At 62.5% G+C, this 26,571-nt stretch carries 26 protein-coding genes; 17 read left to right on the plus strand and 9 right to left on the minus strand.

Annotated elements, in window-relative coordinates; all coding sequences use genetic code 11:
- Positions 1 to 107: 107 nt before the first annotated feature.
- The 5 genes from FF80_RS05855 to FF80_RS05875 all read right to left on the minus strand — a co-directional run bounded on the left by FF80_RS05855 (position 108) and on the right by FF80_RS05875 (position 4,051).
- Positions 108 to 1,151: a glycosyltransferase gene (locus FF80_RS05855; RefSeq protein WP_035098460.1), complete on the minus strand. Its 1,044-nt coding sequence runs from the start codon at positions 1,149 to 1,151 to the stop codon at positions 108 to 110.
- Between the two features lie 288 nt (positions 1,152 to 1,439).
- The gene (locus tag FF80_RS05860) at positions 1,440 to 1,652 is read right to left on the minus strand and encodes a hypothetical protein (protein ID WP_035098463.1); all 213 of its coding nucleotides are present in this window, start codon (positions 1,650 to 1,652) and stop codon (positions 1,440 to 1,442) included.
- Positions 1,653 to 1,663: 11 nt separating this feature from the next.
- Positions 1,664 to 2,443: an exodeoxyribonuclease III gene (xth, locus tag FF80_RS05865; RefSeq protein ID WP_035098465.1), complete on the minus strand. Its 780-nt coding sequence runs from the start codon at positions 2,441 to 2,443 to the stop codon at positions 1,664 to 1,666.
- A gap of 76 nt (positions 2,444 to 2,519) precedes the next feature.
- Positions 2,520 to 3,647 (minus strand): serine hydrolase domain-containing protein, encoded by a 1,128-nt coding sequence (locus FF80_RS05870; protein ID WP_052153231.1) that lies wholly within the window; start codon positions 3,645 to 3,647, stop codon positions 2,520 to 2,522.
- A gap of 53 nt (positions 3,648 to 3,700) precedes the next feature.
- Positions 3,701 to 4,051, minus strand: coding sequence for an iron-sulfur cluster assembly accessory protein (locus FF80_RS05875; protein ID WP_035098467.1), 351 nt, complete (start codon positions 4,049 to 4,051; stop codon positions 3,701 to 3,703).
- A gap of 86 nt (positions 4,052 to 4,137) precedes the next feature.
- Between FF80_RS05875 and FF80_RS05880 the strand changes: the two genes are divergently transcribed.
- The 12 genes from FF80_RS05880 to FF80_RS05940 all read left to right on the plus strand — a co-directional run bounded on the left by FF80_RS05880 (position 4,138) and on the right by FF80_RS05940 (position 18,119).
- Positions 4,138 to 5,331 (plus strand): deoxyguanosinetriphosphate triphosphohydrolase, encoded by a 1,194-nt coding sequence (locus FF80_RS05880; RefSeq protein WP_035098470.1) that lies wholly within the window; start codon positions 4,138 to 4,140, stop codon positions 5,329 to 5,331.
- Positions 5,332 to 5,361: 30 nt separating this feature from the next.
- On the plus strand, positions 5,362 to 7,107 hold the full coding sequence (gene argS / locus FF80_RS05885; protein WP_035098472.1) for an arginine--tRNA ligase: 1,746 nt from the start codon (positions 5,362 to 5,364) through the stop codon (positions 7,105 to 7,107).
- Positions 7,108 to 7,210: 103 nt separating this feature from the next.
- Positions 7,211 to 9,427, plus strand: coding sequence for an SPOR domain-containing protein (locus FF80_RS20850; protein ID WP_152558282.1), 2,217 nt, complete (start codon positions 7,211 to 7,213; stop codon positions 9,425 to 9,427).
- Between the two features lie 316 nt (positions 9,428 to 9,743).
- Positions 9,744 to 10,532: a ScpA family protein gene (locus FF80_RS05900; protein WP_035098477.1), complete on the plus strand. Its 789-nt coding sequence runs from the start codon at positions 9,744 to 9,746 to the stop codon at positions 10,530 to 10,532.
- Complete coding sequence (gene scpB / locus FF80_RS05905) at positions 10,529 to 11,161, plus strand: SMC-Scp complex subunit ScpB (RefSeq protein ID WP_035098479.1); 633 nt, start codon at positions 10,529 to 10,531, stop codon at positions 11,159 to 11,161. The genes FF80_RS05900 and scpB overlap by 4 nt, the downstream gene beginning before the upstream one ends.
- On the plus strand, positions 11,161 to 12,261 hold the full coding sequence (locus FF80_RS05910; protein ID WP_035098480.1) for an ABC transporter ATP-binding protein: 1,101 nt from the start codon (positions 11,161 to 11,163) through the stop codon (positions 12,259 to 12,261). The genes scpB and FF80_RS05910 overlap by 1 nt, the downstream gene beginning before the upstream one ends.
- Before the next feature lie 59 nt (positions 12,262 to 12,320).
- On the plus strand, positions 12,321 to 12,536 hold the full coding sequence (tatA, locus tag FF80_RS05915; protein ID WP_035098482.1) for a twin-arginine translocase TatA/TatE family subunit: 216 nt from the start codon (positions 12,321 to 12,323) through the stop codon (positions 12,534 to 12,536).
- Positions 12,537 to 12,593: 57 nt separating this feature from the next.
- The gene (locus tag FF80_RS05920; protein ID WP_035098484.1) at positions 12,594 to 13,301 is read left to right on the plus strand and encodes a twin-arginine translocase TatA/TatE family subunit; all 708 of its coding nucleotides are present in this window, start codon (positions 12,594 to 12,596) and stop codon (positions 13,299 to 13,301) included.
- Between the two features lie 3 nt (positions 13,302 to 13,304).
- On the plus strand, positions 13,305 to 14,132 hold the full coding sequence (tatC, locus tag FF80_RS05925; protein ID WP_052153233.1) for a twin-arginine translocase subunit TatC: 828 nt from the start codon (positions 13,305 to 13,307) through the stop codon (positions 14,130 to 14,132).
- 150 nt (positions 14,133 to 14,282) lie between these two features.
- Entirely contained in the window at positions 14,283 to 15,821 is a 1,539-nt protein-coding gene (gene serS / locus FF80_RS05930; protein ID WP_035098485.1) for a serine--tRNA ligase, read from the plus strand.
- On the plus strand, positions 15,821 to 16,585 hold the full coding sequence (gene surE / locus FF80_RS05935) for a 5'/3'-nucleotidase SurE (RefSeq protein ID WP_052153234.1): 765 nt from the start codon (positions 15,821 to 15,823) through the stop codon (positions 16,583 to 16,585). The genes serS and surE overlap by 1 nt, the downstream gene beginning before the upstream one ends.
- Positions 16,586 to 17,315: 730 nt before the next feature.
- Positions 17,316 to 18,119 carry a M23 family metallopeptidase gene (locus FF80_RS05940; RefSeq protein ID WP_160172799.1) on the plus strand — a complete coding sequence of 268 codons (804 nt, stop codon included), beginning with the start codon at positions 17,316 to 17,318 and terminating at the stop codon, positions 18,117 to 18,119.
- Positions 18,120 to 18,184: 65 nt separating this feature from the next.
- Here FF80_RS05940 and FF80_RS05945 read toward each other — a convergent pair whose 3' ends face one another.
- Positions 18,185 to 19,057: an ATP-binding protein gene (locus FF80_RS05945; protein WP_052153236.1), complete on the minus strand. Its 873-nt coding sequence runs from the start codon at positions 19,055 to 19,057 to the stop codon at positions 18,185 to 18,187.
- A gap of 205 nt (positions 19,058 to 19,262) precedes the next feature.
- Here FF80_RS05945 and yajC point away from each other — a divergent pair, with 205 nt between their 5' ends.
- Genes yajC through FF80_RS05965 form a run of 4 tightly spaced genes read left to right on the plus strand, consistent with a single transcriptional unit; the run spans position 19,263 to position 23,456 of the window.
- Positions 19,263 to 19,616: a preprotein translocase subunit YajC gene (gene yajC, locus FF80_RS05950; RefSeq protein WP_035098487.1), complete on the plus strand. Its 354-nt coding sequence runs from the start codon at positions 19,263 to 19,265 to the stop codon at positions 19,614 to 19,616.
- A 59-nt stretch (positions 19,617 to 19,675) separates the two neighbouring features.
- The gene (gene secD, locus FF80_RS05955; RefSeq protein WP_035098489.1) at positions 19,676 to 22,228 is read left to right on the plus strand and encodes a protein translocase subunit SecD; all 2,553 of its coding nucleotides are present in this window, start codon (positions 19,676 to 19,678) and stop codon (positions 22,226 to 22,228) included.
- Between the two features lie 2 nt (positions 22,229 to 22,230).
- Complete coding sequence (locus FF80_RS05960) at positions 22,231 to 22,614, plus strand: MTH938/NDUFAF3 family protein (RefSeq protein ID WP_348270316.1); 384 nt, start codon at positions 22,231 to 22,233, stop codon at positions 22,612 to 22,614.
- Positions 22,611 to 23,456: a phytoene/squalene synthase family protein gene (locus FF80_RS05965; RefSeq protein ID WP_081917280.1), complete on the plus strand. Its 846-nt coding sequence runs from the start codon at positions 22,611 to 22,613 to the stop codon at positions 23,454 to 23,456. The genes FF80_RS05960 and FF80_RS05965 overlap by 4 nt, the downstream gene beginning before the upstream one ends.
- Positions 23,457 to 23,571: 115 nt before the next feature.
- Here the strand turns inward: FF80_RS05965 and trmFO are convergent, their stop codons facing one another.
- A complete protein-coding gene (gene trmFO, locus FF80_RS05970) occupies positions 23,572 to 24,957 on the minus strand; it encodes a methylenetetrahydrofolate--tRNA-(uracil(54)-C(5))-methyltransferase (FADH(2)-oxidizing) TrmFO (protein WP_035098495.1) in 1,386 nt (461 codons plus the stop codon).
- A 69-nt stretch (positions 24,958 to 25,026) separates the two neighbouring features.
- On the opposite strand from trmFO, the gene FF80_RS05975 reads away from it, so the two are divergent.
- The gene (locus FF80_RS05975) at positions 25,027 to 25,371 is read left to right on the plus strand and encodes a glutathione binding-like protein (RefSeq protein ID WP_160172800.1); all 345 of its coding nucleotides are present in this window, start codon (positions 25,027 to 25,029) and stop codon (positions 25,369 to 25,371) included.
- 85 nt (positions 25,372 to 25,456) lie between these two features.
- On the opposite strand, the gene FF80_RS21300 is transcribed toward FF80_RS05975, so the two are convergent.
- Positions 25,457 to 25,606, minus strand: a complete 150-nt coding sequence (locus FF80_RS21300) for a DUF1127 domain-containing protein (RefSeq protein WP_081917282.1) — start codon at positions 25,604 to 25,606, stop codon at positions 25,457 to 25,459.
- Positions 25,607 to 25,803: 197 nt separating this feature from the next.
- Positions 25,804 to 25,956 (minus strand): hypothetical protein, encoded by a 153-nt coding sequence (locus FF80_RS21835; RefSeq protein WP_160172801.1) that lies wholly within the window; start codon positions 25,954 to 25,956, stop codon positions 25,804 to 25,806.
- Positions 25,957 to 26,571 lie beyond the last annotated feature (615 nt).

The raw sequence follows: 26,571 nt of genomic DNA on the forward strand, positions 1-26,571 counted from the left end.
CTCAGCGTCTGCTTCTAAGGCCGAACAGCCAACGCAGCGCGTTCCCGCCTACAGTGTCATTCCCGCGAAAGCGGGAACCTCTGTTTGGCTACGGCGAACATCAATTTCTAGATTCTCTCGAACAGGCCCTTTAGGGCCGCGGCCGCGGCAGCGGCTGAATGATCCTGCCTGAATTTCTCAAGAGCCTCCGCTGTCGGGGGGGACGCATTGCAAACCGCTGCCAGAAGGTCTGCTCCGCTGAGGTCTTCGGTGTAGGATTGGACCGCCGCAGAACCCAGGACATCACCTAGCTCCACTATCCCGGGGATCGCGCTTGCCAGGATCGGCGTACCGCGTTCGGCAGCCAGAATAGCAATGCCGGAATTTTCGCCGCCCTTATATGGAAGCACCAATAGGTCCAGTGCCGCCAGCGCCGTGACCAATTCCTCGTCACTCGCCCGCCTATCGGTATGGGCCAGCGAACGGCCCTGGTTCGCCGCCTGGACCGCACATCGCCGGATGCTGGCAGCAAGCTCAGGTTCGTGTGCTTTCCCGGCCAAGAGCCCGTCCAGCCCGTTATCCGTGATGTCGCTGAACGCGACCAGGAAATCATCGACCCCCTTATAGGATTTAAGGTCGCCAACCATGCCCACTATCTTGCGATCGATTGGAAGGCTCAGCGCCTGCCTGGCGTTTTTTTTGCTCGGAGATTGCGGGTAGTGGTCGCCGTAAACCGGGTGCCGCATGATAGCATATGGCAGTTTTCTCAGCCCCGGGTGCTGCTCAAGGGCAGCGGCCCTGGACCCTTCCGTGAGAAACACCACGCCAGCCAACAGGCGGACCAAGAGCCGCATATAGAAGCGTTCGGTTTTGGGCCGAACGCTGTCATGGCTTGTTGAGTTGTGTGCGATCCAGACGATCTTTGCGCCGCGCAGTCTCTGTATGGTGAGCACCAGCAACTGAAAGAGCGAGCGCCTTATGGCGATCGGCCATTTTTGCTGGGTGGCGGCTTCAGGCCAATTTACCAGTATTATCTCAGCTCTGCCGAGCACGCCTTGAGTGTGGTTAGGCTCGATTACGGTATAGCCAGCTCTTTCCAACGCATCAGACAATATGGCGTTAAAAGGATTCGCATTGATGTTGGAGCGGGCCGGATAAGCATAGATAACCACGGATATTCCTTAGAATAGCCCGAAGAACAACGCGCCAGGAGGCCTGGCATTATTGTCTTAGTTCGGCTGTCTGGCCATAGACTTCCGAGTGGTTTTTTCGCGGATGGGACATGCACCGAGCGCGTGCCGCAACGCGCGCCACCGGCCTTCAATAGGCTCCGCCGCAGCCATCCATCCTGAAGGTCTCCTCCCCATCGCATCTCCCTCGGGCTCGACCCGAGGGCCACTCCCGACACGGCACACGCGGCGAACGATCCTCAACTGCACGACCCCCTGCAAGAGACCGATTCACTCCGTCGGCTTGATCACCAGCGCCGCAGTCTCGGCCGACAATGCCCGCACGGCCTTGTCCGTCTCTGCCGGCAAGTCCTCGAAGCTGCAGCCAAACGGCACCGGCAAGGACAGGCGCTTGTCTGCCTCATCGTCCCACACCAACAGCACATGGGATTTCTTGGTCCGAAAATCGTGATTGATCCCGACAATCGTTGCTGTCGCCGCCATAGCCGTCTCCTCTAAAAGCTGAACTGCCCTTCCACCGGCACATGGTCGCTTGGCTTGTCCCAGCCGCGCACATCCTTGTGCACCGTCACGCCGTCCAGCCGGTCGGCCGCCTGCGGCGACAGCATCAGGTGGTCGATGCGAATGCCCGCATTGCGCCGCCATGCCCCCGCCTGGAAATCCCAGAACGTATAGGCCGGCTCGGCCGTGGTCGCCCGCAAGGCATCGGTCAGGCCCAGATTGCTCAGCGTGCGGAATCGCGCCAAGCTTTCCGGCCGATAGAGCGCATCGCCCCACCAGGCCTGCGGATCATGTGCATCGATCGGCGCGGGAATGAGGTTGAAGTCGCCCAACAGCACGAACGGTTCTTCCAGCGCCAGCCGCTCTTCGACAAAGCCGGTCAGCCGGTCCATCCAGGCCAGCTTATAGGGAAATTTCTCGCTATCGACCGGATTGCCGTTGGGCAGGTAGATATTGCACACCCGGATCGCCCCGGTTTCCACCGAGAACACACCCTCGATCAGCCGCGCCTGCTCGTCCGAATCGTCGCCCGGCAGCCCGCGCGTCACCTCGTCGAACTTGATCAGCGACAGGATGGCCACGCCATTCCAGCTCTTCTGGCCATGTGTTTCCACATTATAGCCCAGCGCCTCGATTTCGGCCCGCGGAAAGCCTTCATCGACCGTCTTGATTTCCTGCAGGCACACAATGTCCGGCTTTTCCTGCGCCAGCCAGCTCAGCAGGATTTCCAGCCGCGCCTTGATGCCATTGATGTTCCAGGTCGCAATACGCATCGGGCAATCTCCATTCGCGGCAAGGGTAGTAGCCGGCGGGGCAGGGTGCAACCATCCGGCATCGTCGCCCACAATGTCATTCCAACAAGTTCAGCCCGGCATAAACAGCGTCGCGCACTTCATCCTTGAACGGACCGTCGCAACCCTCAAGCCCGGTATTGGACATGGACACCACCGATAGCCCGTTTTCCGGGTCCACAAACCAATTGTGCCCGTAAATGCCGCCCCAACGATTGGTGCCCCGCGCCGCCGGCGATTGCGCCAGTTTCGGGTCATCCAGCCAGGCGCCGAAATAGCTGAATTTCCAGCCCGGCGTCTGCGAATAGGCCAGTTGCGGCGTCTGGTCGGCAAGGCCCGCCTTCAGCGTCTCCTCCTTGAGGATCGGCGCGCCACCCGTACGCAATGCTTCCAGCAGCGCCATGATGTCCGGCCCGGTACCGGCCATGCCGCCACCACCCGATTGAAACGCCCTGGCATCAAATATCCGGCCGGGATCAAACGTCGTCACCCCGCCAAACATATTGGGCACGCTATGCGGATCGCTCATCAACACTGCGCCCGCCGGACTGTCCGCATAAGCCGCCGCCAGCCGCGCTTTGTCGGTCACGCCATATCGCGTATCACCCATGCCCAGCGGATCGGTCACATAGCGCCGCGTCGCATCCTCCAGCGTGCCGCCGACGAGCTTACCGGCAATAAAGCCCAGCACATCAATGGATGGCCCATAGGACCAGGCCGTACCCGGCGCAAACAGCAAGGGCAGGGCGCCAATCCGCGCCACAATTTCCTCGCCCCCCAAATGCCAGCGATTGACCCCGGCGGCCTGCTCATCCGCACTCAAGATCTGGGCCCCATTCAGCCCCGACATATGCGTCAGCAGATGGTGGATGGTGATCTCAGGCACGCTGCCATCGGCCAAAGCCGGCTTGAACTCAGGCAAATGCTTGGTCACCAGATCATCCAGCGCCAGCATGCCCGCATCCACCAGCCCTAGCGCCGTCGCCGCAATCACCGGCTTGGTCAGCGACGACAGCCGGAAAATCGCGTCGAGCGTCATCGCCTGCCCGGCCTCGCGGTCGGCAAAACCCGTCGCTTTTTCGTAGAGAACCTTGCCGTCCTTGCGGACAATCAACACCGAACCAACAATGCGCTTTTCCGCGATTGCCCGTGCAACCGTTTGATCCAGACGCTGTTCGATATCCATGCCGATTCCTCCAGTTTTGGAGGACGTTAGCCGGGCATTATCGCAAGGGGAAGCTAAACGGCGAAACTCGTCCCGCAACCGCAGGAGGCAACCGCGTTCGGATTGCGAATCTGGAACGCCTGGCCGATCAGATCGTCCACGAAGTCGATTTCCGATCCGCCCATGAATTCCAGGCTCATCGAATCGATCAGCACCACCGCGTCGCCCTTTTGCAGAACGATATCGTCGCTGGCCGCCTTTTCCTGTACGAGGTTGTATTCATACTGAAATCCGGAGCAGCCACCGCCCGCCACCGAAATACGCAACACCGTGCCTTCCGGCTCTTTGGCGAGGATGCGCGATACGCGCTTGGCGGCGCGATCGGTCAGGACCACTTCGGTAGGGGCGAGCACAGCTTCGGTCATTTGCAATCCATGCCGTTCGTAATGTCATAACGGTCAGGCTAAAATAGTAACTCTCGCCGAAAATGAAAAGGGCCTTGTGATCACCGATGAGCGAAACCGCGCCCTATGCGTCTAAGCCCGAACTCTCCCTGGGCCGCCTCTACGGCACCGGCCCCAGTCCCACGCGTTCCGAATTCCAGCGCGACCGCGACCGCATCATCCATTCCACCGCCTTTCGCCGCCTGCAGCACAAGACGCAGGTGTTCCTGCATCACGAAGGCCGCCACTTCCGCAACCGGCTGACCCACACGCTCGAAGTCAGCCAGATGGCCCGCTCCATGGCCCGCGCCCTGCTTCTCGATGAGGACCTGGCCGAGGCCGTCGCCCTCAGTCACGATCTGGGCCACACCCCCTTCGGCCATGCCGGCGAACGCGCGCTGCATGCCGCCATGGCGCCCTTTGGCGGCTTCGATCACAATATCCAGGCCATCCGCACCGTCACGCGGCTCGAAAACCGCTATGCCGGGCATGACGGCCTCAACCTCACCTGGGAAACCCTCGAAGGCATCCTCAAGCACAATGGCCCGCTGATCAACGCCGACGGCTCCCCCTATGGCAAATACGCCCATGAAGGCCTCCCCGTCGGCCTCGATGACATCCCCGCCATTGCCGACCTGCTTCTGTCCACCCACGCCTCGCTCGAAGCCCAGGCCGCCGCGATTGCCGACGACATCGCCTACAATGCCCACGACATCGACGACGCCCTGCGCGCCGGCCTGATCGTCCTCGATGACCTTGCCGACGTGCCGCTTGCCGGCCCGGTTGTCCGCGAAGTCCTCGCCCGCTACCCCGATATCGCCCCCAATCGCCAGGCCCACGAAGTCCAGCGTCGCCTCATCACCCGCTCCATCGAAGACGTCATCGCCACCACCGCCGCCAATATCGCCGCCGCTGGCATCACCTCAGTCGAAGACGTCCGCAATGCCGGCAAGACTCTCCTGACCTTCTCGCCCGCCACCGCCGAAGCCGAACGCGGCCTCAAGCAATTCCTCTTCGAACGCGTCTATCGCCATGAATCGGTCATGGCCCCCGTGCGCCAGAGCGAAGCCGTCGTCACCGACCTTTTCGCCCGCTACATGCAGACCCGCGACATGCCGGGCCGCTGGGGCACCGCCGCCGCCAATGCCAGCAATGACAATGCTCTCGCCCGCATCGTCGCCGATTTCATCGCCGGCATGACAGATCCCTATGCCCTCGACGAATATGCCCGGCTGTTTGACGCTCGGGTGGATTTCCGCTAACCCCGGCGCTCCGCTACTTTCAGGTTTGTCATGGACGTTTTCGCCCTTTTCGCTGCGCGCGTTTCCAACGCCCTCTCGGTTCTCTACCCGCAAGTCGGTGCCGATCTTCTGGCCCGCATCGTGGTCGAGCCGCCGCGAGATAGCGCCCATGGCGATCTCTCCACCAATGCGGCCATGGTCGTCGCCAAGCCTCTGGGCAAGAATCCGCGCGAAGTCGCCACGACGCTGGCCGAACATTTCGGCAAGGACCCCGACGTCACCGCCGTCGAGGTTGCTGGCCCCGGCTTCATCAATTTCCGCCTCGCCACGCCCATCTGGCATCAGGTGCTGCGCTCGATCGCCCAGCAGGGCGCCGATTACGGCCGCTCGGCGCTGGGGCAGGGGGAAGCGGTCAATATCGAATATGTCTCGGCCAATCCTACCGGCCCCATGCATGTCGGCCACACCCGCGGCGCCGTCTTCGGCGACACGCTGGCCGCGCTCATGGCCTATTCCGGCTACGAAGTCAGCCGCGAATACTACATCAACGACGCGGGCAGCCAGATCGACACGCTCGCCCGCTCCACCTTCCTGCGCTACCGCGAGGCCCTGGGCGAAACCATCGAGATACCGCCCGGCTTCTATCCCGGCGATTACCTGATCCCAGTTGGCGAGGCGCTCAAGGCCGAATTCGGCACCAGCCTGCTCGACAAGCCCGAGCCCGAAGCCCTTGCCCTGGTCAAGGACCGGGTGCTGGCCGCCATGCTCGAACTGATCAAGGCCGATCTGGCCAAGCTCAATATCCATCACGATGTCTTCTTCTCCGAACGCACCCTGCATGGGCAGGGCGGTGCCATCGACACCACGCTCGATTGGCTCCGTCAGGAAGGCATGATCTATGAAGGCCGGCTCGAGCCCCCCAAGGGCAAGACTCCGGACGAATGGGAAGATCGCGAGCAGACCCTGTTCCGCGCCACCGATTATGGCGACGATGTCGATCGTCCCCTGATCAAGTCCGATGGCACCTACACCTATTTCGCAGCCGACATCGCCTATCACCGCAACAAGTTCCTGCGCGGCTTCAAGCACATGATCAACGTGCTGGGCGCCGACCATTCCGGCTATGTCAAACGCCTGCAGGCCGCCACCAAGGCCGTCTCGCTCAACGCTGCCGATATGGATGTCCGCATCTGCCAGCTCGTCCGGCTGATGAAGAACGGCGAGCCGTTCAAAATGTCCAAGCGCTCCGGCGATCTGGTGACTTTGGCTGACGTCGTGGATGAAGTTGGCGCCGACGCGACCCGCTTCATGCTGCTGTTCCGGCGCAATGACGCGGCGATGGATTTCGACTTCGCCCTGGTCAAGGAACAGACGCGCGATAACCCGGTCTTCTACGTGCAATATGCCCACGCTCGGGCCTATTCGATCTTCAAGACCGCCACTCGCGATCTGCCCGCCCTCGATCTGTCACCCGAAGCGCTTGCCGCGGCCGATATCGAGCTGATCCAGACCCCCGAAGAACTCGACCTCGTACGGGTCTTGGCGGCCTGGCCGCGCACCGTCACGGCTGCCGCCGTGGCGCATGAGCCGCATCGGATTGCCTTCTATGTCCATGATCTGGCGGGGGCCTTCCATAGCTTCTGGGCAAAAGGCAAGGATGATGTATCTTTGCGGTTTGTTAACGCTGACGATCCAAAGCTGACTTTGGCTCGACTCGCGCTCGTCGATGCCGTCCGTCAGGTTCTGGTGAATGGCCTAGCAATTCTAGGCGTTTCCGCCCCGACGGAGCTTTCATAATTCGGGCGCATTACTGTGATGACTCGCGGCAAACTGCCTATATTGGGCGCCGTTGCAGTAACCAAGAAGGCGCTGCTTGATGACAACAGCGAAACCGCAGCCAATGGCCGGACAATCTGACGCCGACGACCTGATCGCAGAACTCGCGAAATTGATGGCGCAGGACGCGCGCACGGATTCTCCGGCGCCGTCCGCCCCACAGCCAGCTTCTCCTCAGCCCACGCCGTTCCCGGTTCGCATCCCGGGCGGCGAGTCGCCTGCCGCAGCCAGTCCAACGCCCGTGCCGCGTTTCGACTTCAATCGTCCTGCCGAAACGCCTGCCGCGCCGCAGCCTGCAGCGCAGCAAGCCGTTCCGCCCCGTCGCGAGCCCGAACCAGCGCCTGTCGCGCCCGTCGTCACCGCCAAGCCTGTGGTGGCGCCAACGCCCGTCGCGCCGGCTCCCGCCGAAGCCAGGCGTGAGCCTGACGCCTTCAATTTTGACCTGGATTTCGCACCCAAGTCCTCGCCGGTCAGCTCTCCCGTGCCGCAGGCGCCACAGCCGGCCGGCGCCGCGCCCGCTTCGGCCCCATCGCCATCGCCAGATACCGCGCCTTCTGCGCCGGCCAGCGGTGACTATGACAGCATTGCCGATCTGATCGCCGCCGAGCTGTTGGGCGATACCCAGCCCGAACCCCCGCCCGCCGCGGCACCCCTGGTGGCTGCTCCGGCCCAGCAGGCGGCCCGTCCGGTCGTGTCGGGCGGTCTTGTTGTCGATCAGGATGAGGGCGCCGGACATCGGCAGCCCAGCCCGGAACCTGCGCCAAAGCTGCAGGCCGACAGCTTCAAGATTCCCCCGGTATTCGGTCTGGGCACGCGTCCAGGCACGCCCGCCGTCAGCACATCCGCGCCAGAAGCGCCGACGCCGTCCGAGCGGCGCGCCGAGGCCCCGGCTTCCGCGACGTCAACCGTCACCGAAAGCGCCGCCGGCACGCTCGGCAGCGACCCGATCGATGAAATCGAGAACCTGATCGGCCGCGCCGTCCGGGTCGACATGGATTCCTCCGCTCCGGCAAAGCCCACCGGAGACCGGCCCGTGGCCAGCCCCGCTTTGCGCAGCCTCGCTACGCCCACTCTGGTGCAGCCGGCCGCCAAGCCGCCGCGCCCCGTTTCGGAAGTCGACGAAACCATTTTGGCGGCCGCCGCCGCGACTGGTGCCGATATCGGTTGGGTCGAAACGCCCGATGCAGAAGAGGCCAAGCCCGGCAAGCGCCGGATTGGGGCCGAACGCGCTCCCCGCGCGCCGCGCAGTTTTAACTTTTCTCGCGCTCTGGCCGGTCCTGTCGTTGCCATCGTGCTGCTCGCCGCCGCCGGCTTTGGCCTCTATTGGGTCCTGGGCATGGGTGGGGAGAGCGGTCCCCCGCCAGTACTCACCGCCGACGCTACCCCGATCAAGGAAACGCCGGCCGCCCAGCCTGCAACCGGGGCTGCGCAGCAATCCGTTGTCTTCAACGAAATCGACGGCGTGCAGCCCGGCAGTGACGAGCAATTGGTCTCGCGCGATCAGGCTGATGTGAACGAGGTGACTCAGGTTGCCTCGACTCCATCCGTCAGCGAAGAAGGCCTGGCCAATCGCAAGGTCCGCACCGTCACCGTGCGTCCCGATGGCACCATTGTCAGCGGCGAAGAAACCGTGGCCGGCTCGGCCATTCTGCCGGTCGATCGTCCCAATGTGCCCGAAGTTCCCGGTGCCGAAACTGCCAGCCCCGAACTGCTCGCCGCTGCTGCCGAGGCTGAACCGGCACCCACGCCGGCGGCCACTCCCGTGGTCCCGCCCGTGACGCCGGTAACGCCCGGCTCCACCGTTCCGGCGGTCGATGCCGCCGGCAATCCGATTGCGGGCAAGACCACCATCGTGCCGCGCACCCGTCCTGCCAGCTTCGCCCAGCAGACGGCTTCCGCAGCTCCCGCCACCACGGTCGATGCCATCATCAACGATGCCGCCGTAGCGCCAGCACCGACGCCTGCACCCACGCCGGCGCCAGCAGCCAGCACCGCCGCCATTCCGCCCGGCGCCACCGAGGTCGATGCCCTGCCCAATGACGCCCCGGCCTATGTCCAGCTCGCCTCCCAGCGCAGCGAAGCCGAGGCCCGCCAGACGGCCCAGGCCATGGTCACCCGCTTTGGCCCGCTCTTTGGCGGCGCCAATATGGAAGTCCAGCGCGTCGACTTGGGCGCCCGCGGCATCTTCTACCGCGTCCGCGTCCCCGCCAATTCCCTGCAAGCGGCCAATGACATGTGCACCCAGGTCAAAGCTGCCGGCGGCGACTGCTTCACGATGTAACCCCTTCACCTCTCCCTTCGGGGGAGAGGTCGGCCCATAGGGCCGGGTGGGGCCTTTCCGATACGCTGTTCCAAGAAAGACCTCCACCTTGATCCGTCCCCCAAGAGGGAGGGAGACGATGGAGCCGAGACGGCTGTGCTTGCGCCTCCCTCCCCTCGATGGGGAGGGAATGAGGGTGGGGTGATGGGAGCCCCGGGCCTGGGGCAGGGTGATCTACTACCGGGCAAAACCGCACAACACCCGGCGCAACGCTTGACGCTGCTTGGTCCAAAGGCCAAGGATTGTTGCATATTTTGCAAGGCGGCCACCGACTGACATGACGAGCCCACAGACCGATTGGTTCGATACGCCGGCGGCGCCGGTCGACGAAGACGTTATGTATGTCGATGTCGATGGCTATGAAGGCCCGCTCGATCTGCTGCTCGATCTCGCCCGCCGCCAGAAGGTCGATCTGGCCGCCATTTCCGTTCTGGCGCTCGCCGAGCAATATCTCAAATTCATCGAGACCGTGCGCGAGAAGCGCATCGAGGTTGCGGCCGACTATCTGGTCATGGCTGCCTGGCTCGCCTATCTCAAAAGCCGCCTCATGGTGCCCCAGGCGCCTAGCGATGAAGAGCCGTCCGGCGAAATGCTCGCCGCCATGCTGCAATTCCGCCTCAAGCGGCTCGAAGCCATGCGCCGCGCCGCCAGCCAATTGATGAACCGTCCGCGTCTCGGCTTCCAGATTTACGCCCGCGGCGCCCCCGAGCCCATCGAGATCAATCGCAAGAGCCTGTGGGAAGCCTCGCTTTACGATCTGCTCAAGGCCTATGTCGGCCAGCGCGAACGCGGCGCCACCACCGACTATACCCCGCTGCAGCGCACCGTCTGGTCGTTGCAGGAGGCGCGAGATATCCTACAGCGCCTGATCGGTGATAGTTTCGAATGGGTCGCCATGGACACCTACCTCGCCGAATATCTGGCGACCCCGGCCGAACGCACTACCGTTCGCGCCTCCACCTTCGCCTCCAGCCTCGAACTGGTGCGCCTGGGCAAGATTGATCTGCGCCAAACCGAGACATTCGGGCCGCTTTTCATGCGTCGCCGCAAGAGTGACACGCCGTGAGCGAGGTCACCGAGCGGCATTTGCGCATTCTCGAGGCTCTCCTCTTTGCATCGAAAGAGCCTCTGGATGCTAACACTCTGCTAGCCTATCTGGGCGAAGGGGCCGACGTGCACGGATTGCTGGTTACTCTGGCCGGGCGCTATGCGGGCCGGGGCGTGAACCTGGTTCGCCGCGCCGATAAATGGGCCTTCCGCACCGCCGAAGACCTCGGCTTCCTGCTCCGCCGCGAAGAGCAGGAAACCCGCCCGCTCTCCCGCGCCGCCCTCGAAACCCTCTCCATCATCGCCTATCACCAGCCCGCCACCCGCGCCGAAATCGAAGAAGTCCGCGGCGTCGCCACCGGCAAGGGCACCATCGATCTGCTGCTCGAAGCCGGATGGATCCGCATGCGCGGCCGCCGCCGCACCCCCGGCCGCCCCGTAACCTACGGAACGACCGAGGCTTTTCTCGATCACTTCGGCCTCGAAGCCTTGAGCGATCTCCCCGGCCTGGACGAACTCAAAGGCTCAGGCCTCCTCTCCAACCGCCTCCCACCGAGCCTGCAGATCCCGCTCCCCTTCGAAGGCGCCCTGCGGGACGACGAAGACCCGCTCGAGCCCGGCGACGAAGACGTCGAGGACAATTCATAGTGCCGAATTCCACCGAACTGCGGAGCTGGGGCGCCCGCGGCACCGCCGGCGTCAGCTTCGCCGCCACCCTCGAATTCGCCGCGGTCACCGTCCACCTCGGGGGCAGGGTGGTACTCGACCAATTCTCCCTCCGCCTCGAACCCGGCGAGATCGTCTGCCTGCTCGGGGAATCAGGCTCCGGCAAATCCACCGCCCTCCGGGTCGCCGCCGGCATCCAGCCCGTCCATGCCGGCGCGCTGCTGATCAATGGCCAAACCATGTCGGCCCCAGGCGCCACCATCTCGCCCGACCGGCGCGGAATTGGCTTGATGTTTCAGGACTTTGCGCTTTTCCCGCACCTCACAGTCCTACAAAACGTACTGTTCGGCCTGCGCCGCCTCGGCCGCGCCTCGGCTCTCGCCCAAGCCCGCTCGGCGCTCCACCGGGTCGGCCTTGGCGCCCGCGAGGCCGATTATCCCCACATGCTTTCCGGCGGCCAGCAACAGCGCCTGGCGCTCGCCCGCAGCGTCGCGCCACGCCCAGCGGTCTTGCTACTCGACGAGCCTTTCTCCAGTCTTGACGCACGATTGCGTGAAACGGTGCGCGAGGAAACGCTTGCCGTCCTCCGCGAAACCCACGCCACGAGCCTTGTCGTCACCCACGATCCTGAGGAAGCCATGGTCATGGGCGACCGCGTCGCTTTGCTCCGCCATGGCCGCATCGCCCAGATCGGCACCGCCGCCGAAATCTACCGTCACCCCGTCGATCTCAATGCCGCCCGCTTCTTTTCTCCACTCAGCGAAATCGAATCCATCGTCGTCAACGGCCGCGCGCTCACGCCTTTGGGCTCTGTTGCCACGCCGGGTTTGCCCGATGGCGCTGCCGTGACCATCGCCATCCGTCCCACCGGCGGGGCCGATCTATCCACCAGCGGCCCCGGCACGCCGGGCCGCCTGATCGCCAAGCGCGACGCTATTGGCATCGATATCTGCGAGGTCAAAGTCAACGGGATCGAAGCCCCCTTGGTCCTGCGCCAACCGTCCAGGGCCGATATTGCTGTGGGCCAAGACGTCTTCGTGAACCTCAACGAGAAACACGTTCTTGTGTTTGGTCGAGATTAAACCTATTTCTCGCTATATCTATCGCGTGTCACGCGTCTGAAAAGTCTAGGGAGTCCAATATGCACGCGCCAGGAATTTGGGGCATTCTCGTTATCGCCGTTGTTGTCGTGCTGTTGTTCGGCCGCGGCAAGATTTCCGGAATGATGGGTGAAGTCGCCTCCGGCATCAAAGCCTTCCAGAAGGGCATGCGCGATGAAGAGACCAAGCCGGCAGAACGGGTTACCACCTCTGCCGAAGTCGATGCTCGCGAAGTAGACCGCAGCAAGGACGCTTGATCGCGTCCTGCTCGCTATGGCCTAAGGGCCGCGTTGCCCTCTAAGGAATAGAACACTATGCTCGGCTTGAGCTGGACAGAGATGCTGGTCATCGGTCTTGCGGCGCTGATTTTCATCGGCCCCAAGGACCTGCCTGCGGTGATGAACCGCGTTGGCAAGGTAATCGGTCAAATTCGTCGCACGGGCAGTGAGTTCCAGCGCGAAATTAACAAGACCTCCGGTCTCGATGAAGTGCGCAATTTGCGCAATTCCATCACCAGCCCGCTCAAGAAAACCGCCGAGGAAATCCGGCGCGAATTCAACACCATCACGCCGACCGGGCAGAAGCCGAGCGGCATCATCAAGCCGGCCGATCCCAAGGCTGAAAGCGTGGTGGACGAGATTAAGGCCGCCGCTGGCATCGCAGCGCCTGCCGCCGCCGCTGCTCCGCTGATGACCACCACCGAACCAGTCGCCGCGCCCAAAAAAGCTCCGGCCAAACCCAAGGCCCCGGTCAAGGCGAAAGCCGCGCCAACCCGTCCGGTGATCACCACCCAATTGGCGCCCTTGCCGACAGAAACCGCCAAAGCGGCGGCTCCCAAAAAGCCGGTTGTGCGCAAAACTGCCGCCAAGCCCACAGGTGCCGAAACCGCCACGCCAGCCCAGGCCAGGCCCACGCCGGCCAAACGCGCCACCGCAACAGCAAAGCCTAAAGCTGCAGCAAAGCCAAAAGCCGCCTCCAAACCGAAGCCGCCCGCAACCGAAGCGAAAGCCGGAAACCAATAGATCATGGCCGACGCCACTCCGCAGATCGAAGACAAGAGCAAGCCGGTCGAAGACGAACTGGCCGGTAGCGAAGCCCCGCTCCTTGAGCACCTCATCGAGCTGCGTAAGCGGCTGATTTATTCCGCTGTTGCCCTCATCGTCCTCATGGTGATCTGCTTCATCTTCGCGCGGAACATTTACGATGCGCTGTTGATCCCGTATCTGCGGTCCGTTCCCACGGCGGAGTTGATCTATACCGCGCCCCAGGAACTGTTCTTCACCTATCTGAACGTGGCCCTGTTCGGCGCGATTTTCCTCGGCTTCCCGGTCGTTGCCAGCCAGATCTACATGTTCGTGGCACCCGGCCTCTACAAGCACGAGCGCAAGGCGTTCATTCCCTATCTCATTGCCACGCCGATCTTCTTCATCGCTGGCGCGGCGCTGGTCTATTTCGCCGTGCTGCCCATGGCGCTGCATTTCTTCGCCAGCATGCAGACCGAAGACATCAAGATGCTGACCAGCGTCTCGGAATATCTTGGCCTCGCCATGCTGCTGATCCTGGCCTTCGGCGCCTGTTTCCAGCTGCCGGTCGTCTTGACCCTGCTGGCGCAGATTGATCTGGTGCATGTCGACATGCTCAAGAAGGGCCGGCGCTACGCCATCGTCGCCATTCTGTGCTTTGCGGCGGTCATCACGCCGCCAGACCCGATTTCCCAGATCGGTCTTGCTGTCCCCATGTACCTGCTCTACGAACTCTCGATCCTGTCCGTGCGGATGGTCGAGCGCCGGCGCGCCGCTGCTGCTGCGTCCTCTGCCTCCGATCTGACCCCGACCGACGAGTCTTCGTCCTAGGATCAAAATTTACGGACTTCGTCCTGCGCGTTGCGACGGAGGGGGTCGTGGCAGCACTCTGCCATGTCCTGATGGTTTCTCGGGCGTGCCATCAGGCCGAGCTATCCAGCCCTAACAATCAGAGAGGCGGGCGACGTCCCGTATCAACCGATGTTCGATATCAAGTGGATTCGTGCCAACGCCGAAGCATTCGACGCCGCCATCTCGCGGCGCAAGGGCGTGTCGGTCCGCTCCTCCGATCTGCTTGCCATCGATGATCGCCGTCGGGAAATCATCGCCAGCCTCAACGAGGCCCAGGAAAAGCGCAACGCGCTTTCCAAGCAGATCGGTCAGGCCAAGGCCCAGAAAGACGAGGCCAAGGCTGCCGAGCTGATGGCCGGAGTCGCCGCCCTCAAGGAAGCCATCCCACAAGGCGAAGCCGACGAACGCGCTGTCGAGCTTGAGTTGCGCAATGCCCTCTCGGTCCTGCCCAACCTGGCCTTCGAAGATGTGCCCGATGGCGTCGATGAAGCCGATAATGTCGAATATTTCGGCCCTAATGGTTCGCCCGCCACCGCCGCCAAGGCCCGCGCGCCTAAGCCCAGCTTCTCTTTTGCTCCCAAGGAGCATTACGAGGTCGGCGTCGCCGCCAATGGCGACATGGATTTCGAACTCGCTGCCAAGCTCTCCGGCAGCCGCTTCGTCGTGCTGAAAGGGCAGGTGGCTCGGCTGGAACGCGCCCTCGGCCAGTTCATGCTCGACCTGCACACCACTGAACATGGCTATACCGAAGTCCAGCCACCGCTGCTGGTCAAGGACGATGCGTTGTTCGGCACCAACCAACTGCCCAAGTTTGAAGAAGACCTTTTTGCTACATCGCGGGACAATGCGTCGACCAACGCGGTAATGCAGCTAACGCAACGCGAATACGGTTTGCAGTTGGTTGAGCAGCAAATTGCTAAGCTCGCTGACCATTCGGGCCGCAACGCAATTGCGATAGCTAGGCTGAATCGGCAGGCGGCTAACGAGCGGATGGCGATCGCAATTCTGAAAACGGAAATCGACTCTCATCAGATTTTCGAGGGCTTCCAAAGTTCGAAGCTCTACCTGATCCCCACAGCCGAAGTCCCGCTCACCAACCTCGTCCGCGAATCCATCGTGTCCGAAGAAGCGCTCCCCATGCGCCTCACCGCGCTGACCCCGTGCTTCCGTTCCGAAGCCGGTTCGGCCGGTCGCGACACGCGCGGCATGCTGCGGCAGCATCAGTTCAACAAGGTCGAGATGGTGTCGATCACTACGCCCGAAACCTCGGTGGACGAGCATGAGCGCATGCTGACCTGCGCCGAAGCCGTACTGCAAAAGCTGGGCCTGCATTACCGCGTCATGACGCTGTGCACCGGCGATCTGGGCTTTGGCGCCAAGAAGACCTATGACCTCGAAGTCTGGCTCCCCGGCCAGGATACCTATCGTGAGATCTCCTCGGTCTCGGTCTGCGGCGATTTCCAGGCCCGCCGCATGGACGCGCGCTACCGCCCCGCCGGCGAAAAGCAGGCGCCGCGTTTCGTGCACACCCTCAATGGCTCGGGCACGGCTGTCGGCCGCTGCCTCATCGCGGTCCTGGAAAACTACCAGCAAGAGGACGGCTCCGTCCTCGTGCCCGAAGTGCTGCGACCCTATATGGGCGGCCTCACCTCCATCGGCGGCCGCTAATGACCTTGCGCATCCTGCTCACCAATGATGATGGCGTGGATGCGCCGGGCCTGGCCGTCATGGCCGGCATTGCTCGCGCCATCAGCGACGACGTGTGGATTGTCGCGCCCGATGGCAATCAGAGCGGGGCAGGGCACCGCTTCACCCTGGGCCGCGAACTGCACTACGAGCAGCGCGCGGACCGCACCTTCACAGTGATCGGCGGCTCGCCCGCCGATTGCGTCGTCACCGGCATGACCCATCTGCTGGACCGGCCCGCCGATCTGGTGCTGTCCGGCGTCAATGCCGGCCAGAATCTGGGCGATGTTATCAATTGCTCGGGCACCGCGGCCGGCGCGCGGGAAGGGGCCCTGCAGGGCGCCATCGCCATCGCCATGAGCCAGGCCAATAATTACGAGCATGGCCGCGAAGTCGATTGGGCCAATGCTGTCCGTTACGGCGCCGCCACAATCCGCGCCATCCTCGAGGTCGTCGAGGGGCGTCAGACCTATTACAACGTCAATTTCCCCTGGTGCCCGCCCGACGAAGTCTCTGGCATCTCAGTGGTGCAGCACCAGCGCTTCTCGCGCTCCCCATTTCGCTATTATCCTAGCGACAATCCCGGCAAATTCTTCGTCGCCGTTCCTGAAACGCCTTTGCCGCTCGATCGCGAACACGACTTCGAAGTCCTGCGCCAAGACAAGGCCATTACGGTGACGCCGCTGTTGTTGCAACAAACGGACCAGGTCACCACGGAACGCCTCAAAGGCAAACTGGCGCTTTAAGTAAGGTCCCCTCATCCGCCCTTCGGGCACCTTCTCCCACGAGGGGGAAGGGAGGCTCAGTAGATAGACAAGCGCGAAGCCAACCCTCGCCCCTTGTGGGAGAGGGATAGCAATTTCTTCGTTCAGAAGAAATTGCAGGGTGAGGGGTGCGATGTCTCCGCAACCACCGGCCAAGACCCCACCTCTTAACCTTACCCAATCCAGAATCCACCCCTTCCGATTTTGCTCAAATCGCATCGGCTTTAAACTCGTCTTTACCTTACCGGCTTAGTCTCAAATTCGTGTTGAGTACCTGCGTACGAGTGAGCTGATGAGTATCCGCGTATCCCGTCGGGCACCGAAAGGTGCAGTTGCGATGGTTGGCCTGGTGGCTGCCGCCGTTGCCCTTTCCGGTTGTTCCAGCTTTGGGAGCCGTACATTCGGCGATCAGACGACAACTGCTTCTGTGCCGCAGAGCTCTCCTTCCAGTTACACCCAGCCCATGCCGTCCAGCCTCGGTGCGCCGCAGGTTGCCGAGAACCAGTTCCTGCCCCCGGCCAATGTCGGTGGCGGTTGGAATTCGCCGGTCCAGACGGGTTACACTCAGCCGCTTGCGCCAATGGCGCCAGTTACCGCGATGGGCACTACGCCCACCGTGCAGTCCCAAGACCTTCCTGTATTGAGTTCTCCGTCTCCAATGGGATCCCAGCCAGCCATGCAAGCTCAGCCCGCCTTCGCTGCGGCGGCCCCGATGCCGTCGCCTTCCACGCTCGGCACCCTGCCGACCAATAGCGCCGTTCCGACGGTTGCACCGGCCGCCACTGGCGGCACATTCACTCACACCATTGCCAGCGGCGAGTCGCTTTATACCATCGCCCGCCGCTATGACGTGACCACCCAGGCTCTCGTCCAGGCCAATGGGCTGTCTTCGCCTGACAAGATCGTGGTGGGCCAGAAGGTCATCATTCCAGGCCGCGCCGACCTGCTGGCTACCAAGGCGCCCGCGCCGGTCCAGGTCGCATCGACCAATCCGGCGCCCACCCCGCAGCAGCAGACCTTGCCCGCTGCTGCGCCCAATACGCTGCAGACCGCGGCAACGCCCACTCCGGCTCCGCAGCAGGCAGCTCCTGCTCCCGCTGCACCCACCCAGGTCGCTAATGTGTCGGCTGCCGAGCCTGCAATGTCGGGCAATACCAAGTTCCGCTGGCCCGTCAGTGGTCGTGTGCTCACCGATTTCGCCGCCTCGCGCGGCACGGGCATCAATATCGAAGCCTCCGAAGGCAGCGCCATCAAGGCCGCCGAAAACGGCACGGTGATCTATGTCGGTTCGGGCGTCGAGGGCTATGGCAACCTGATCCTGATCCGCCACCCCAATGGCTATGTGTCGGCCTATGCCCACCTGAAGTCCATGAGCGTTGCCAAGGGCGCCAATGTCAGTCGCGGTGACACTATCGGCGCCGCCGGCATGACCGGTTCGGTTACCCAGCCGCAGCTCCATTTCGAGCTGCGCAAGGGCGCCACCCCGGTCGATCCCATGCCGCTGCTCGCCAGCTAAGCGAGACTACGCCAAATCATAGAAAATCCCCGCCCCGGCGGGGATTTTTTGTTTGTAGCGTAGGGCTAGACCGCCTTGCCCATCTCCCCGGCCAGTGTCCGCACTAATTGTATCGCCACGCGCCCTGATCGCGCGCCACGCGTCGCCGACCACTCGATCGCTCGCGCCCGCAGCGTTTCGGCGTCCAGCCCCAGACCATAATGGTCGGCATAGGCCTCCACCATGGAGAGAAATGTCGGCTGATCGCAATTGTGGAAACCCAGCCACAGCCCGAACCGGTCCGATAGCGACACCTTCTCCTCCACCGCCTCGCCGGGATTGATTGCCGTCGAGCGCTCATTCTCGATCATGTCGCGCGGCATCAGGTGGCGGCGGTTGGAGGTGGCATAGAACAGCACATTGTCCGGCCGCCCTTCGAGCCCGCCATCCAGGATGGTCTTGAGCGACTTGTAACTGGTCTCCCCGCTGTCAAAACTCAGATCGTCGCAGAACACGATGAACCGCGCGGCTTCCTTGCCGATCAGCCGCATCAGGGCAGGGAGGGTTTCCAGGTCCTCCCGCGCAATCTCGATCAGCACCAGCCGCTCAAATCCCTCGCGCGCCGTGATATCGCCATGGATCGCCTTGACCAGCGAGCTCTTGCCCATGCCCCGCGCGCCCCACAGCAGCGCATTGTTGGCGCCATGGCCCCGGGCGAACTGCTCGGTATTCTTGAGCAGGATATCCTGCACCGCATCGATTCCCTTGAGCATCCCCAGCGGCACGCGGGCGACCTTGGGCACTGCCATCAACAATCCGGCATCGCCATCCCAGTGATAGGCATCCTCGCTCCCGAGCGTTGACGCGATGCTCGGTACAGCAGGCGCAAGAGCCTCCAGAGAGCGGGCAATCCGGGCCAGGGATGCAGCAATTTCAGTGAGTTGGTCTTTGCTCTTCAAGTCTTTGTCCTCGTCGTCGGCGCGGCAATTTGCGGTCCCGCGAATGCCTTTGCAATCGCTAGGGTGCAAATGTATAGTCCGCGCGATTTTGACCGGGGCGCAAGTGCAGTCAGGCCCATATGCGTCCACTTGCATCGTTACACGATGCCGGTTTCTGGCGCCGACCCCTCCACAAGCTAAAAAGACAAGATAAGGAGCACACTTCATGTTTGTAACGCCCGCTTATGCACAGGCCGCCGGCGCCCCCGCAGCCGGTGGCGGCATGACCGATATTTTCATCCAGCTGATGCCCATCCTGCTGCTGGTGGTGATTTTCTGGCTGCTGATTTTCCGTCCGCAGCAGAAGCGCCTCAAGGCCCAGCAGGCCATGCTGTCGGCTATCCGCCGCGGCGACACGGTCGTGACCACCGGCGGCATCGTCGGCAAGGTGACCAAGGCCGTCGATGGCGAAGATCTCGAAGTCGAGATCGCCACGGGCGTCAAGGTCAAGATCGTGCGGGGCATGGTCTCGGACGTGCGCTCCAAGGCTGAACCGGTCAACGACAACAAGCCTGCGTAAGCAGCCATTCTGTGCCGGAGCCCAAGGGCTCCGGCTTTTCTGCCTCTAGGACTGCACAGATGCAATTTTCGCCGATCCGAACCGCCGTTATCGCCATCGTAGCTTTGCTGGGCGTACTTTTCGCCGTTCCCAGTTTTCTGCCACAGGATGTGCGCGATGCCTGGCCGAGCTTCCTGCCCAAGCAGACAGTGGTTCTGGGTCTCGATCTGCAGGGCGGTTCGCACCTGCTGCTGCAGGTCAGCGAAGAGGGGATTGTCACCGAGCGCCTGCAAAGCGTGCGCCGCGATGCTCGCAACATTCTGGCCAGCCAGAATGGCATCGGCAATCTGATCACCACCGATGCGGCGACAAATTCCATTGCCATCGAGCTCACCGATCCGACCCAGAAGGACCAGGCCCGCACGCTCATCGAAGGCCTGCAGAACACCGTTTCCAATGGCATGTTCGCGGTCGGTGGCGTCAATGAATTCGCCTTTGGCGAAACGCCTGATGGCAGGCTGACCATCACACTGACCCCCGAAGGCATCAGCCAGCGCACCTCCTCGTTGGTGGCGCAGTCGATCGAAGTCATCCGCAATCGTATTGACGAGTTGGGCACTACCGAGCCGTCGATCCAGCGCCAGGGCACCAACCGCATTCTGGTGCAGGTCCCCGGTTTTGGCGATTCCACCCGCCTCAAGGACATCATTTCGCGCACAGCGCGCCTGACCTTCCACATGGTCTATCCCGGCATGTCAGCGGCCACCGCGGAGGCACAGGGACTCCCCGCCGGTACCATGATACTGCCCAGCCAGGATGGCGGCAGCGAATTGCTGTATGAAGACGTGGCGCTCGGCGGCGAGTCTCTCGTCGATGCCCAGCCCAGTTATGACCAGCAGCGCGCTATGCCCGTGGTCAGCTTCCGCTTCGATACACGTGGCGCCGTCACCTTCGGCCAGATCACCTCGGCCAATGTGGGCCAGCGCTTCGCCATCGTGCTCGATAACACCGTTATCACCGCTCCGGTCATTCAGCAGCCCATCACCCAGGGCACTGGCCAGATCAGCGGCAATTTCACCACCCAGTCTGCCAACGACCTTGCCGTGCTGCTGCGCGCTGGCGCGCTGCCGGCCAGCCTCGATATCGTTGAAGAACGTACCGTCGACGCCAGCCTGGGCGCCGACTCCATCCAGCACGGCCTCACCGCCGGTGTCGTTGCTTCGGTTCTCGTCGTGGCCTTCATGGTCATCGCCTATGGCCTGTTCGGCGTCTTCGCCAATATCTCGCTGATCCTCAACATCGTGCTGATCTTCGGCGCGCTCTCAATGCTGGGTGCAACGCTGACGTTGCCCGGTATTGCCGGTATCGTGCTCACCATCGGCATGGCCGTGGACGCCAACGTGCTGATCTATGAACGCATGCGCGAGGAGCAAAAGGCGGGCCGCTCGCCGCTACAATCCATCAATGCGGGCTTCGAGCGGGCCTGGGGCACCATTATCGACTCCCACCTGACCCAGCTTATCGCCGCCATCGTGCTCTACTTCCTGGGCTCGGGCCCGGTGCAGGGCTTTGCCGTCACCCTGGCGCTCGGCATTCTCACCTCGCTGTTCACCTCCTATATGGTCACGCTGTATTTCGTGGGCATGTGGTTCCGCGCGCGCCGGCCCAAGACGCTCAAGATCCAGCATTTCCGTTTCGTTCCGGACGGGACCAAAATCCCGTTCATGAAGATCAGCCGCTATGTGATCGCTTTCTCGATTGTTGCCAGTGTCCTCTCCATCGGTTCGGCTTATTTCAAGGGTTTCAACCTGGGCATCGACTTCGTCGGCGGCACAGCCATCGTCGTCCAGCATGAAGGTGGTCCGGCCGATGTCGGACAGATCCGCGAAACGCTGGATGGCCTCAACCTTGGCGAAATCCAGGTGCAGGGCTTTGGCACCCCCGAAGACGTGCTGGTCCGCGTTCAGGCGCAGGAAGGCGGTCAGGACGCTGACCAGGTCGCCGTGTCCAAGGTGCGAGATGCGCTCGCGGGTGAAAACTACACCATCCGCAGCACCGAGGCCGTTAGCGGTACCGTGTCGGGCGAACTGGCATGGAAAGGCACAATCGCGGTCATCGTCGCGCTCATTGCGATCCTGATTTACATCTGGTTCCGCTTCGAGTGGCAATTCGCCTTGGCGGCCGTTACCACCACCACGCACGATGTCATCATGACCATCGGGCTCTACTCATTGACCGGATTGGAGTTCAATCTGACCTCCATCGCGGCGGTGCTGACATTGGTGGGTCTGTCCCTTAACGAAACGGTGGTTGTGTCTGATCGCGTCCGGGAAAATCTGCGCAAGCATCGCAAGATGCCGCTGCCCGATTTGATCGATATGTCGATCAACCAGACCATCGTGCGCACCACGCTGACTCAGTTCACCGTGTTCCTGGCGCTGATCCCGCTGGTCATCTTCGGTGGCGAAGTCATTCGCAGTTTCACCATCGCCATGACCTTTGGCTGCTTTGTCGGCATGTATTCCTCGATCATCGTCAACGGCCCGATCCTGATCAATTTCGGTCTCAAGTCGCGCGCCGAGGCCGACGACGCGGACAAGAAGGGCAAGCCCGCCGACGGGGCAGCTGTCTAATTGTGATTGAGGCGGGACATTATCCCGAGCAGGTCGGCCTCGATGCCTATGGCAATGGCGGTTTCCGCTTTGCCGGCATGTCGCATCGCGGCTCATTGCTCTGCTTGCCCACCGGCATGTTCGCCTGGGACGTTACCGCCCCGGCGCAGCTGACGCTGGAGAGCCTCACCCCGGTCCTCGCTATTGCCGACGATATCGACGTGTTGTTCATTGGCCTGGGCCATGACATAGCCGCGCTCGATCCTGCCATCCGGCAGGCCTTCCGCGAGCGCAATGTCATTGTCGAAGCTATCGGCACCGGCGGTGCCGTCCGCACCTATAATGTGCTGTTTGCGGAGCAGCGCGCCGTGGCCGCGGCGCTGATTGCTGTAGATCGGGCACGATGATGGCGGCCGAGAGCTTCTCCTACGCTGCTGCAGACCTGCGCTCCAACGACCGCGACCGCTATCTCGCCACCCTTGTGCTGAACGGGGCAGCGCGCGATGCCGTCACCGCGCTCTACGCCTTCAACGCCGACGTCGCCTCGGTGCGCGACCGCGTCACCAACCCCGCTCCCGGCGAAATTCGCCTGCAATGGTGGGCCGATGCGCTCGATGAGCAAGGCCATGGCGATGTCAGGCAAAACCCGGTGGCCGATGCCTTGCTCGACACCATGGCGCGCTATCGCATCCCTGCCGGCACATTGCAGCGCCTGATCGCCGCGCGCCGCTTCGACCTTTACGACGATCCCATGCCCGATCTTGAGAGTTTCGAGGGCTATGCGGGCGAGACCACGTCGACCCTCTACCAACTTGCCGCGATGATTCTGAACGATGGCGAACCCGTCGAAACCGGCGACGCCGCCGGCCATCTGGGCGTCGCCCACGCCATGATTGGCCACCTGCGAGCCTTCGGCTACACGGTTTCGCAGGGCCGTATCATGTTGCCCTGGTCCATCTTCGCCGCCAACGGCGTGCAGGAGCGCGAGATATTCTCCGGCCAGGAAAGCGAAGGCCTGGTCGAAGCCCTGGGTCAGATCACCGAATTGGCCCAAGGCCACCTCGCCAAAGCCGAAGCCGCCATTGTTGCGCTCCCGGGCAAGCTCAAGCCCGCCTTTGCGCCCATCGCGATGCTCAAGGCGCAACTAGTGCAGCTGGATAAATCCCCAAACGCCTTCACGCCAGCCGCCGACGAACCTGACTGGCGCAAGATTACGCGTTTGATGTGGTGGGCGCTGCGGAACCGGTAGCACGACCTCGCCCTTCGACAGGCTCAGGATGAGGCCTACTGGTCATTCATCGCCACCAGTAGACCTCATGGTGAGCTCGTCGAACCACGAGGTCGTGGCTTGATGCAGGGGGCACTTACGCCCAGCCCTTCAAATCTTCCAGCGCCCGTGCGGTAATCGCCTTGCGCTTGGCAATCGTCCGGTCATTGCCCCGCCAACGGCCCGCGCCTTCCGGCTTGGTAATCGTCACCTCGGGAAACAGCCCGAAATTGACATTCATCGGCTGGAAGCTGCGTGCACCGCTATAGCCTTCGGCCTCGATATGCCCGCCGGTGATATGGGCCACCAGCGCGCCAAGCGCGGTCGTCAGCGGCGGCGTCGGCAGGCTCTCGCCCCGGCTTTCCGCCGCGGCGAGCCGCCCGGTGATCAGGCCTACTGCCGCGCTTTCCACATAGCCTTCCACGCCGGTCACCTGTCCGGCAAAACGAATGCGCGGATCGGCCTTGAGCTTGAGGTCGGGTCCCAACACTTTGGGCGAATTGAGGAATGTATTGCGATGCAGCCCGCCCAGCCTGGCAAATTGGGCATTCTCCAGCCCCGGGATCATGCGGAAAATCTCCGCCTGAATGCCATAGCGCATCTTGGTCTGGAACCCGACCATGTTCCATAGCGTGCCCAGCGCATTGTCCTGCCGCAGTTGCACGATGGCATAGCTCTTGACCAGCGGATCGCGCGGATTGGTCAGCCCCACCGGCTTCATTGGCCCGTGCCGCAATGTTTCCGGCCCGCGCTCGGCCATCACTTCAATGGGCAGGCAGCCGTCAAAATATGGCACCTTTTCCCAGTCTTTGAACTCATGCAGCGGCGCCGCGATCAGCGCTTCGACAAAGGCATAATACTGGTCCTTGTTCATTGGACAGTTGAGATAATCCGCCCCCGTGCCGCCCGGGCCTGCCTTGTCATAGCGCGACTGCGCCCAAACAATGTCCATATTGATGCTGTCCTTGTGGACGATCGGAGCGATGGCGTCAAAGAAGGCCAGCGCATCCTCGCCCGTCTTGGCCAGGATCGCATCGGCCAGGGCAGGCGAGGTCAGCGGCCCGCTGGCAATGATGACATTCTTCCAATCCTCCGGCGGCCAGCCGGCGATCTCTTCGCGAACCACCGTGATATTGGCGTGATTGTGGATGGCGCGGGTGACTTCGTCGGAAAAGCCGTGCCGGTCGACGGCCAGCGCTCCGCCCGCCGGCAGTTTGTGCAGGTCGGCCGCGCGCATGATCAGCGAGCCGCGGCGTCGCATTTCTTCGTGCAGCAGGCCAACGGCATTCTGCTCGTGATCGTCGGAGCGGAAGCTGTTGGAGCAGACCAACTCGGCAAAGCTGTCGGTGCTATGCGCATCGGTCGCTTTGACGCCGCGCATTTCGTGGACGATGACCGTGGCACCGGCTTCGGCAGCCTGCCATGCAGCTTCGGACCCGGCGAGCCCGCCGCCGATGATATGAATAGGTTCTGATGTGGACATGGTCGGCAGATACCAAGCCTGACCGGACCGCGCAACTGCTGCTTGCGCAATAGGCCGCAAACTCTACCTTTGGACCCGCATGGGAGAGCCTGGATCAATCTGTTCTGGCTATTGGTGCGCACGCCCAAGCCGCAGCATGACGCTGCGGCGATTGCGACGGCACATGCCCGTACGCTGGCGGCCTTGCGGATATTGGAGGCTAATCTGGCCGGCCATCCCTATGTGGCGGGGGAGGAATTGAGCTACGCCGATATCGTGGCGGGCGTGTCGCTCTATCGCTGGTTCACCATGGATATCGAGCGTCCCGCCATGCCCAATGTCGAGGCGTGGTATGGGCTGCTCCAGCGGCGGCGGGCTTTTGTCGATGTGGTGATGGTGGATTATGCTGAACTTGTCGGCCGGTTGGCGTTCTGATCGGTACGCCTAAAGCAAAACACCCGCGTCTCAGTGAGAAGCGGGTGTTCGATTTGCGAATTCTGAAAGTTCAGTGCAGCAAATCTTAGAGCGAGCTGGCATGGTCACGAGCAATCCGATTGATGTCGGTGCGCGAAATACCAAGGTCATTCAGCTGACGGTTGTCGAGAGCAGCAAGCTCACGGACGGTCTGCTGGTAGGCGGCCCACTTCTTGAAGGTTTTACGAATGTCCATTTGGTAGTCTCCTTTGTTTACGAGCTTATATTTAGGGCAGGGCTCGCAAGATGAGCAGTGGGAGATTGGTCAAACGAGCTATGCATTCTGCGCGGGGCGTTAACCGGGTGCGTTCATCTCCGGTTAAGCGGTGCGGCGGGCATATGGCTAGCCAGCGGCAAACCGGCGGCCGCACCTTCCGGGGTCTGTAGCGCTGCTCAGCGGTCGAACAGCGCCTTAGTCATTTGGGGGAAGTCGGGAGCGCAAATCCCCAGTAGCCCTGCGTCTCGCGCAGATGGCACATCCGTCTCGCGCAATGTCTGCTTGATGTCGACCAGGCGCTTCTTGCGCCAAACGGCTCGGATAAACATCGGTCAGCTCCTTCATGGAGGTCTGCGACGAAACGGAACATGATCCTGTTCGCTGGCAAAGGCCATGGCGCAAACTACAGACGCATCATGCAGTCGGCGCATGGCCCGATCCGGGCTTTGTCATAATGACGTTAGACTTAGGTATGAGCTGGCGCCGCCGGAGCGGTGGCCCAGCGTTTGGAATCAGCGGCGATGGCGAGACCAGGGTCCCGGATTGGGTCGTAAAAAAAAGGTGAAACCAAGGTCTCGCCATCGCGCCGGGTCTTGTCGTGCCTGTCCGACCAGCCACCCTTTCGGGCCGCATGCGGTGCCGGGGGCTCAAGACGTTAAGCCTGCTGTCGCCGATCCGGTCCTACACCCGACTGCAATCATCCACATCAACACGTGAGCCTGGGCGACCCCATGCTCCCCGGCCATCCCCACGCTCCTCACTCGTCATGATCGCGCTTGGCGTGGGTGACGAGGGGATGATGGCATGAGCTGCGGCGGGTGGGGATAAGGGGGATAAGCTGTCTCTTTTACACAACTGACGCTGCCGGCGCGCTACACTGTGTAGAGCTTCGCGGGCGTCCGGTGCATAAAAAACAAACAGGAACCAGCAGAGAAGGAGGAGAA

The organism is Devosia sp. LC5, from assembly GCF_000735585.1.
Taxonomy (GTDB): Bacteria; Pseudomonadota; Alphaproteobacteria; order Rhizobiales; family Devosiaceae; genus Devosia.

Excerpts from the sequence above, each read along its gene's own strand:
- FF80_RS05860 (WP_035098463.1), bottom strand. The coding sequence starts at position 1,652 with ATGGCGGCGACAGCAACGATTGTCGGGATCAATCACGATTTTCGGACC.
- xth (WP_035098465.1), bottom strand. The coding sequence starts at position 2,443 with ATGCGTATTGCGACCTGGAACATCAATGGCATCAAGGCGCGGCTGGAA.
- FF80_RS05870 (WP_052153231.1), bottom strand. The coding sequence starts at position 3,647 with ATGGATATCGAACAGCGTCTGGATCAAACGGTTGCACGGGCAATCGCG.
- FF80_RS05875 (WP_035098467.1), bottom strand. The coding sequence starts at position 4,051 with ATGACCGAAGCTGTGCTCGCCCCTACCGAAGTGGTCCTGACCGATCGC.
- FF80_RS05880 (WP_035098470.1), top strand. The coding sequence starts at position 4,138 with ATGAGCGAAACCGCGCCCTATGCGTCTAAGCCCGAACTCTCCCTGGGC.
- argS (WP_035098472.1), top strand. The coding sequence starts at position 5,362 with ATGGACGTTTTCGCCCTTTTCGCTGCGCGCGTTTCCAACGCCCTCTCG.
- FF80_RS20850 (WP_152558282.1), top strand. The coding sequence starts at position 7,211 with ATGGCCGGACAATCTGACGCCGACGACCTGATCGCAGAACTCGCGAAA.
- FF80_RS05900 (WP_035098477.1), top strand. The coding sequence starts at position 9,744 with ATGACGAGCCCACAGACCGATTGGTTCGATACGCCGGCGGCGCCGGTC.
- tatA (WP_035098482.1), top strand. The coding sequence starts at position 12,321 with ATGCACGCGCCAGGAATTTGGGGCATTCTCGTTATCGCCGTTGTTGTC.
- FF80_RS05920 (WP_035098484.1), top strand. The coding sequence starts at position 12,594 with ATGCTCGGCTTGAGCTGGACAGAGATGCTGGTCATCGGTCTTGCGGCG.
- tatC (WP_052153233.1), top strand. The coding sequence starts at position 13,305 with ATGGCCGACGCCACTCCGCAGATCGAAGACAAGAGCAAGCCGGTCGAA.
- serS (WP_035098485.1), top strand. The coding sequence starts at position 14,283 with ATGTTCGATATCAAGTGGATTCGTGCCAACGCCGAAGCATTCGACGCC.
- surE (WP_052153234.1), top strand. The coding sequence starts at position 15,821 with ATGACCTTGCGCATCCTGCTCACCAATGATGATGGCGTGGATGCGCCG.
- FF80_RS05940 (WP_160172799.1), top strand. The coding sequence starts at position 17,316 with ATGCCGTCGCCTTCCACGCTCGGCACCCTGCCGACCAATAGCGCCGTT.
- yajC (WP_035098487.1), top strand. The coding sequence starts at position 19,263 with ATGTTTGTAACGCCCGCTTATGCACAGGCCGCCGGCGCCCCCGCAGCC.
- secD (WP_035098489.1), top strand. The coding sequence starts at position 19,676 with ATGCAATTTTCGCCGATCCGAACCGCCGTTATCGCCATCGTAGCTTTG.
- FF80_RS05965 (WP_081917280.1), top strand. The coding sequence starts at position 22,611 with ATGATGGCGGCCGAGAGCTTCTCCTACGCTGCTGCAGACCTGCGCTCC.
- trmFO (WP_035098495.1), bottom strand. The coding sequence starts at position 24,957 with ATGTCCACATCAGAACCTATTCATATCATCGGCGGCGGGCTCGCCGGG.
- FF80_RS21300 (WP_081917282.1), bottom strand. The coding sequence starts at position 25,606 with ATGGACATTCGTAAAACCTTCAAGAAGTGGGCCGCCTACCAGCAGACC.
- FF80_RS21835 (WP_160172801.1), bottom strand. The coding sequence starts at position 25,956 with ATGTTTATCCGAGCCGTTTGGCGCAAGAAGCGCCTGGTCGACATCAAG.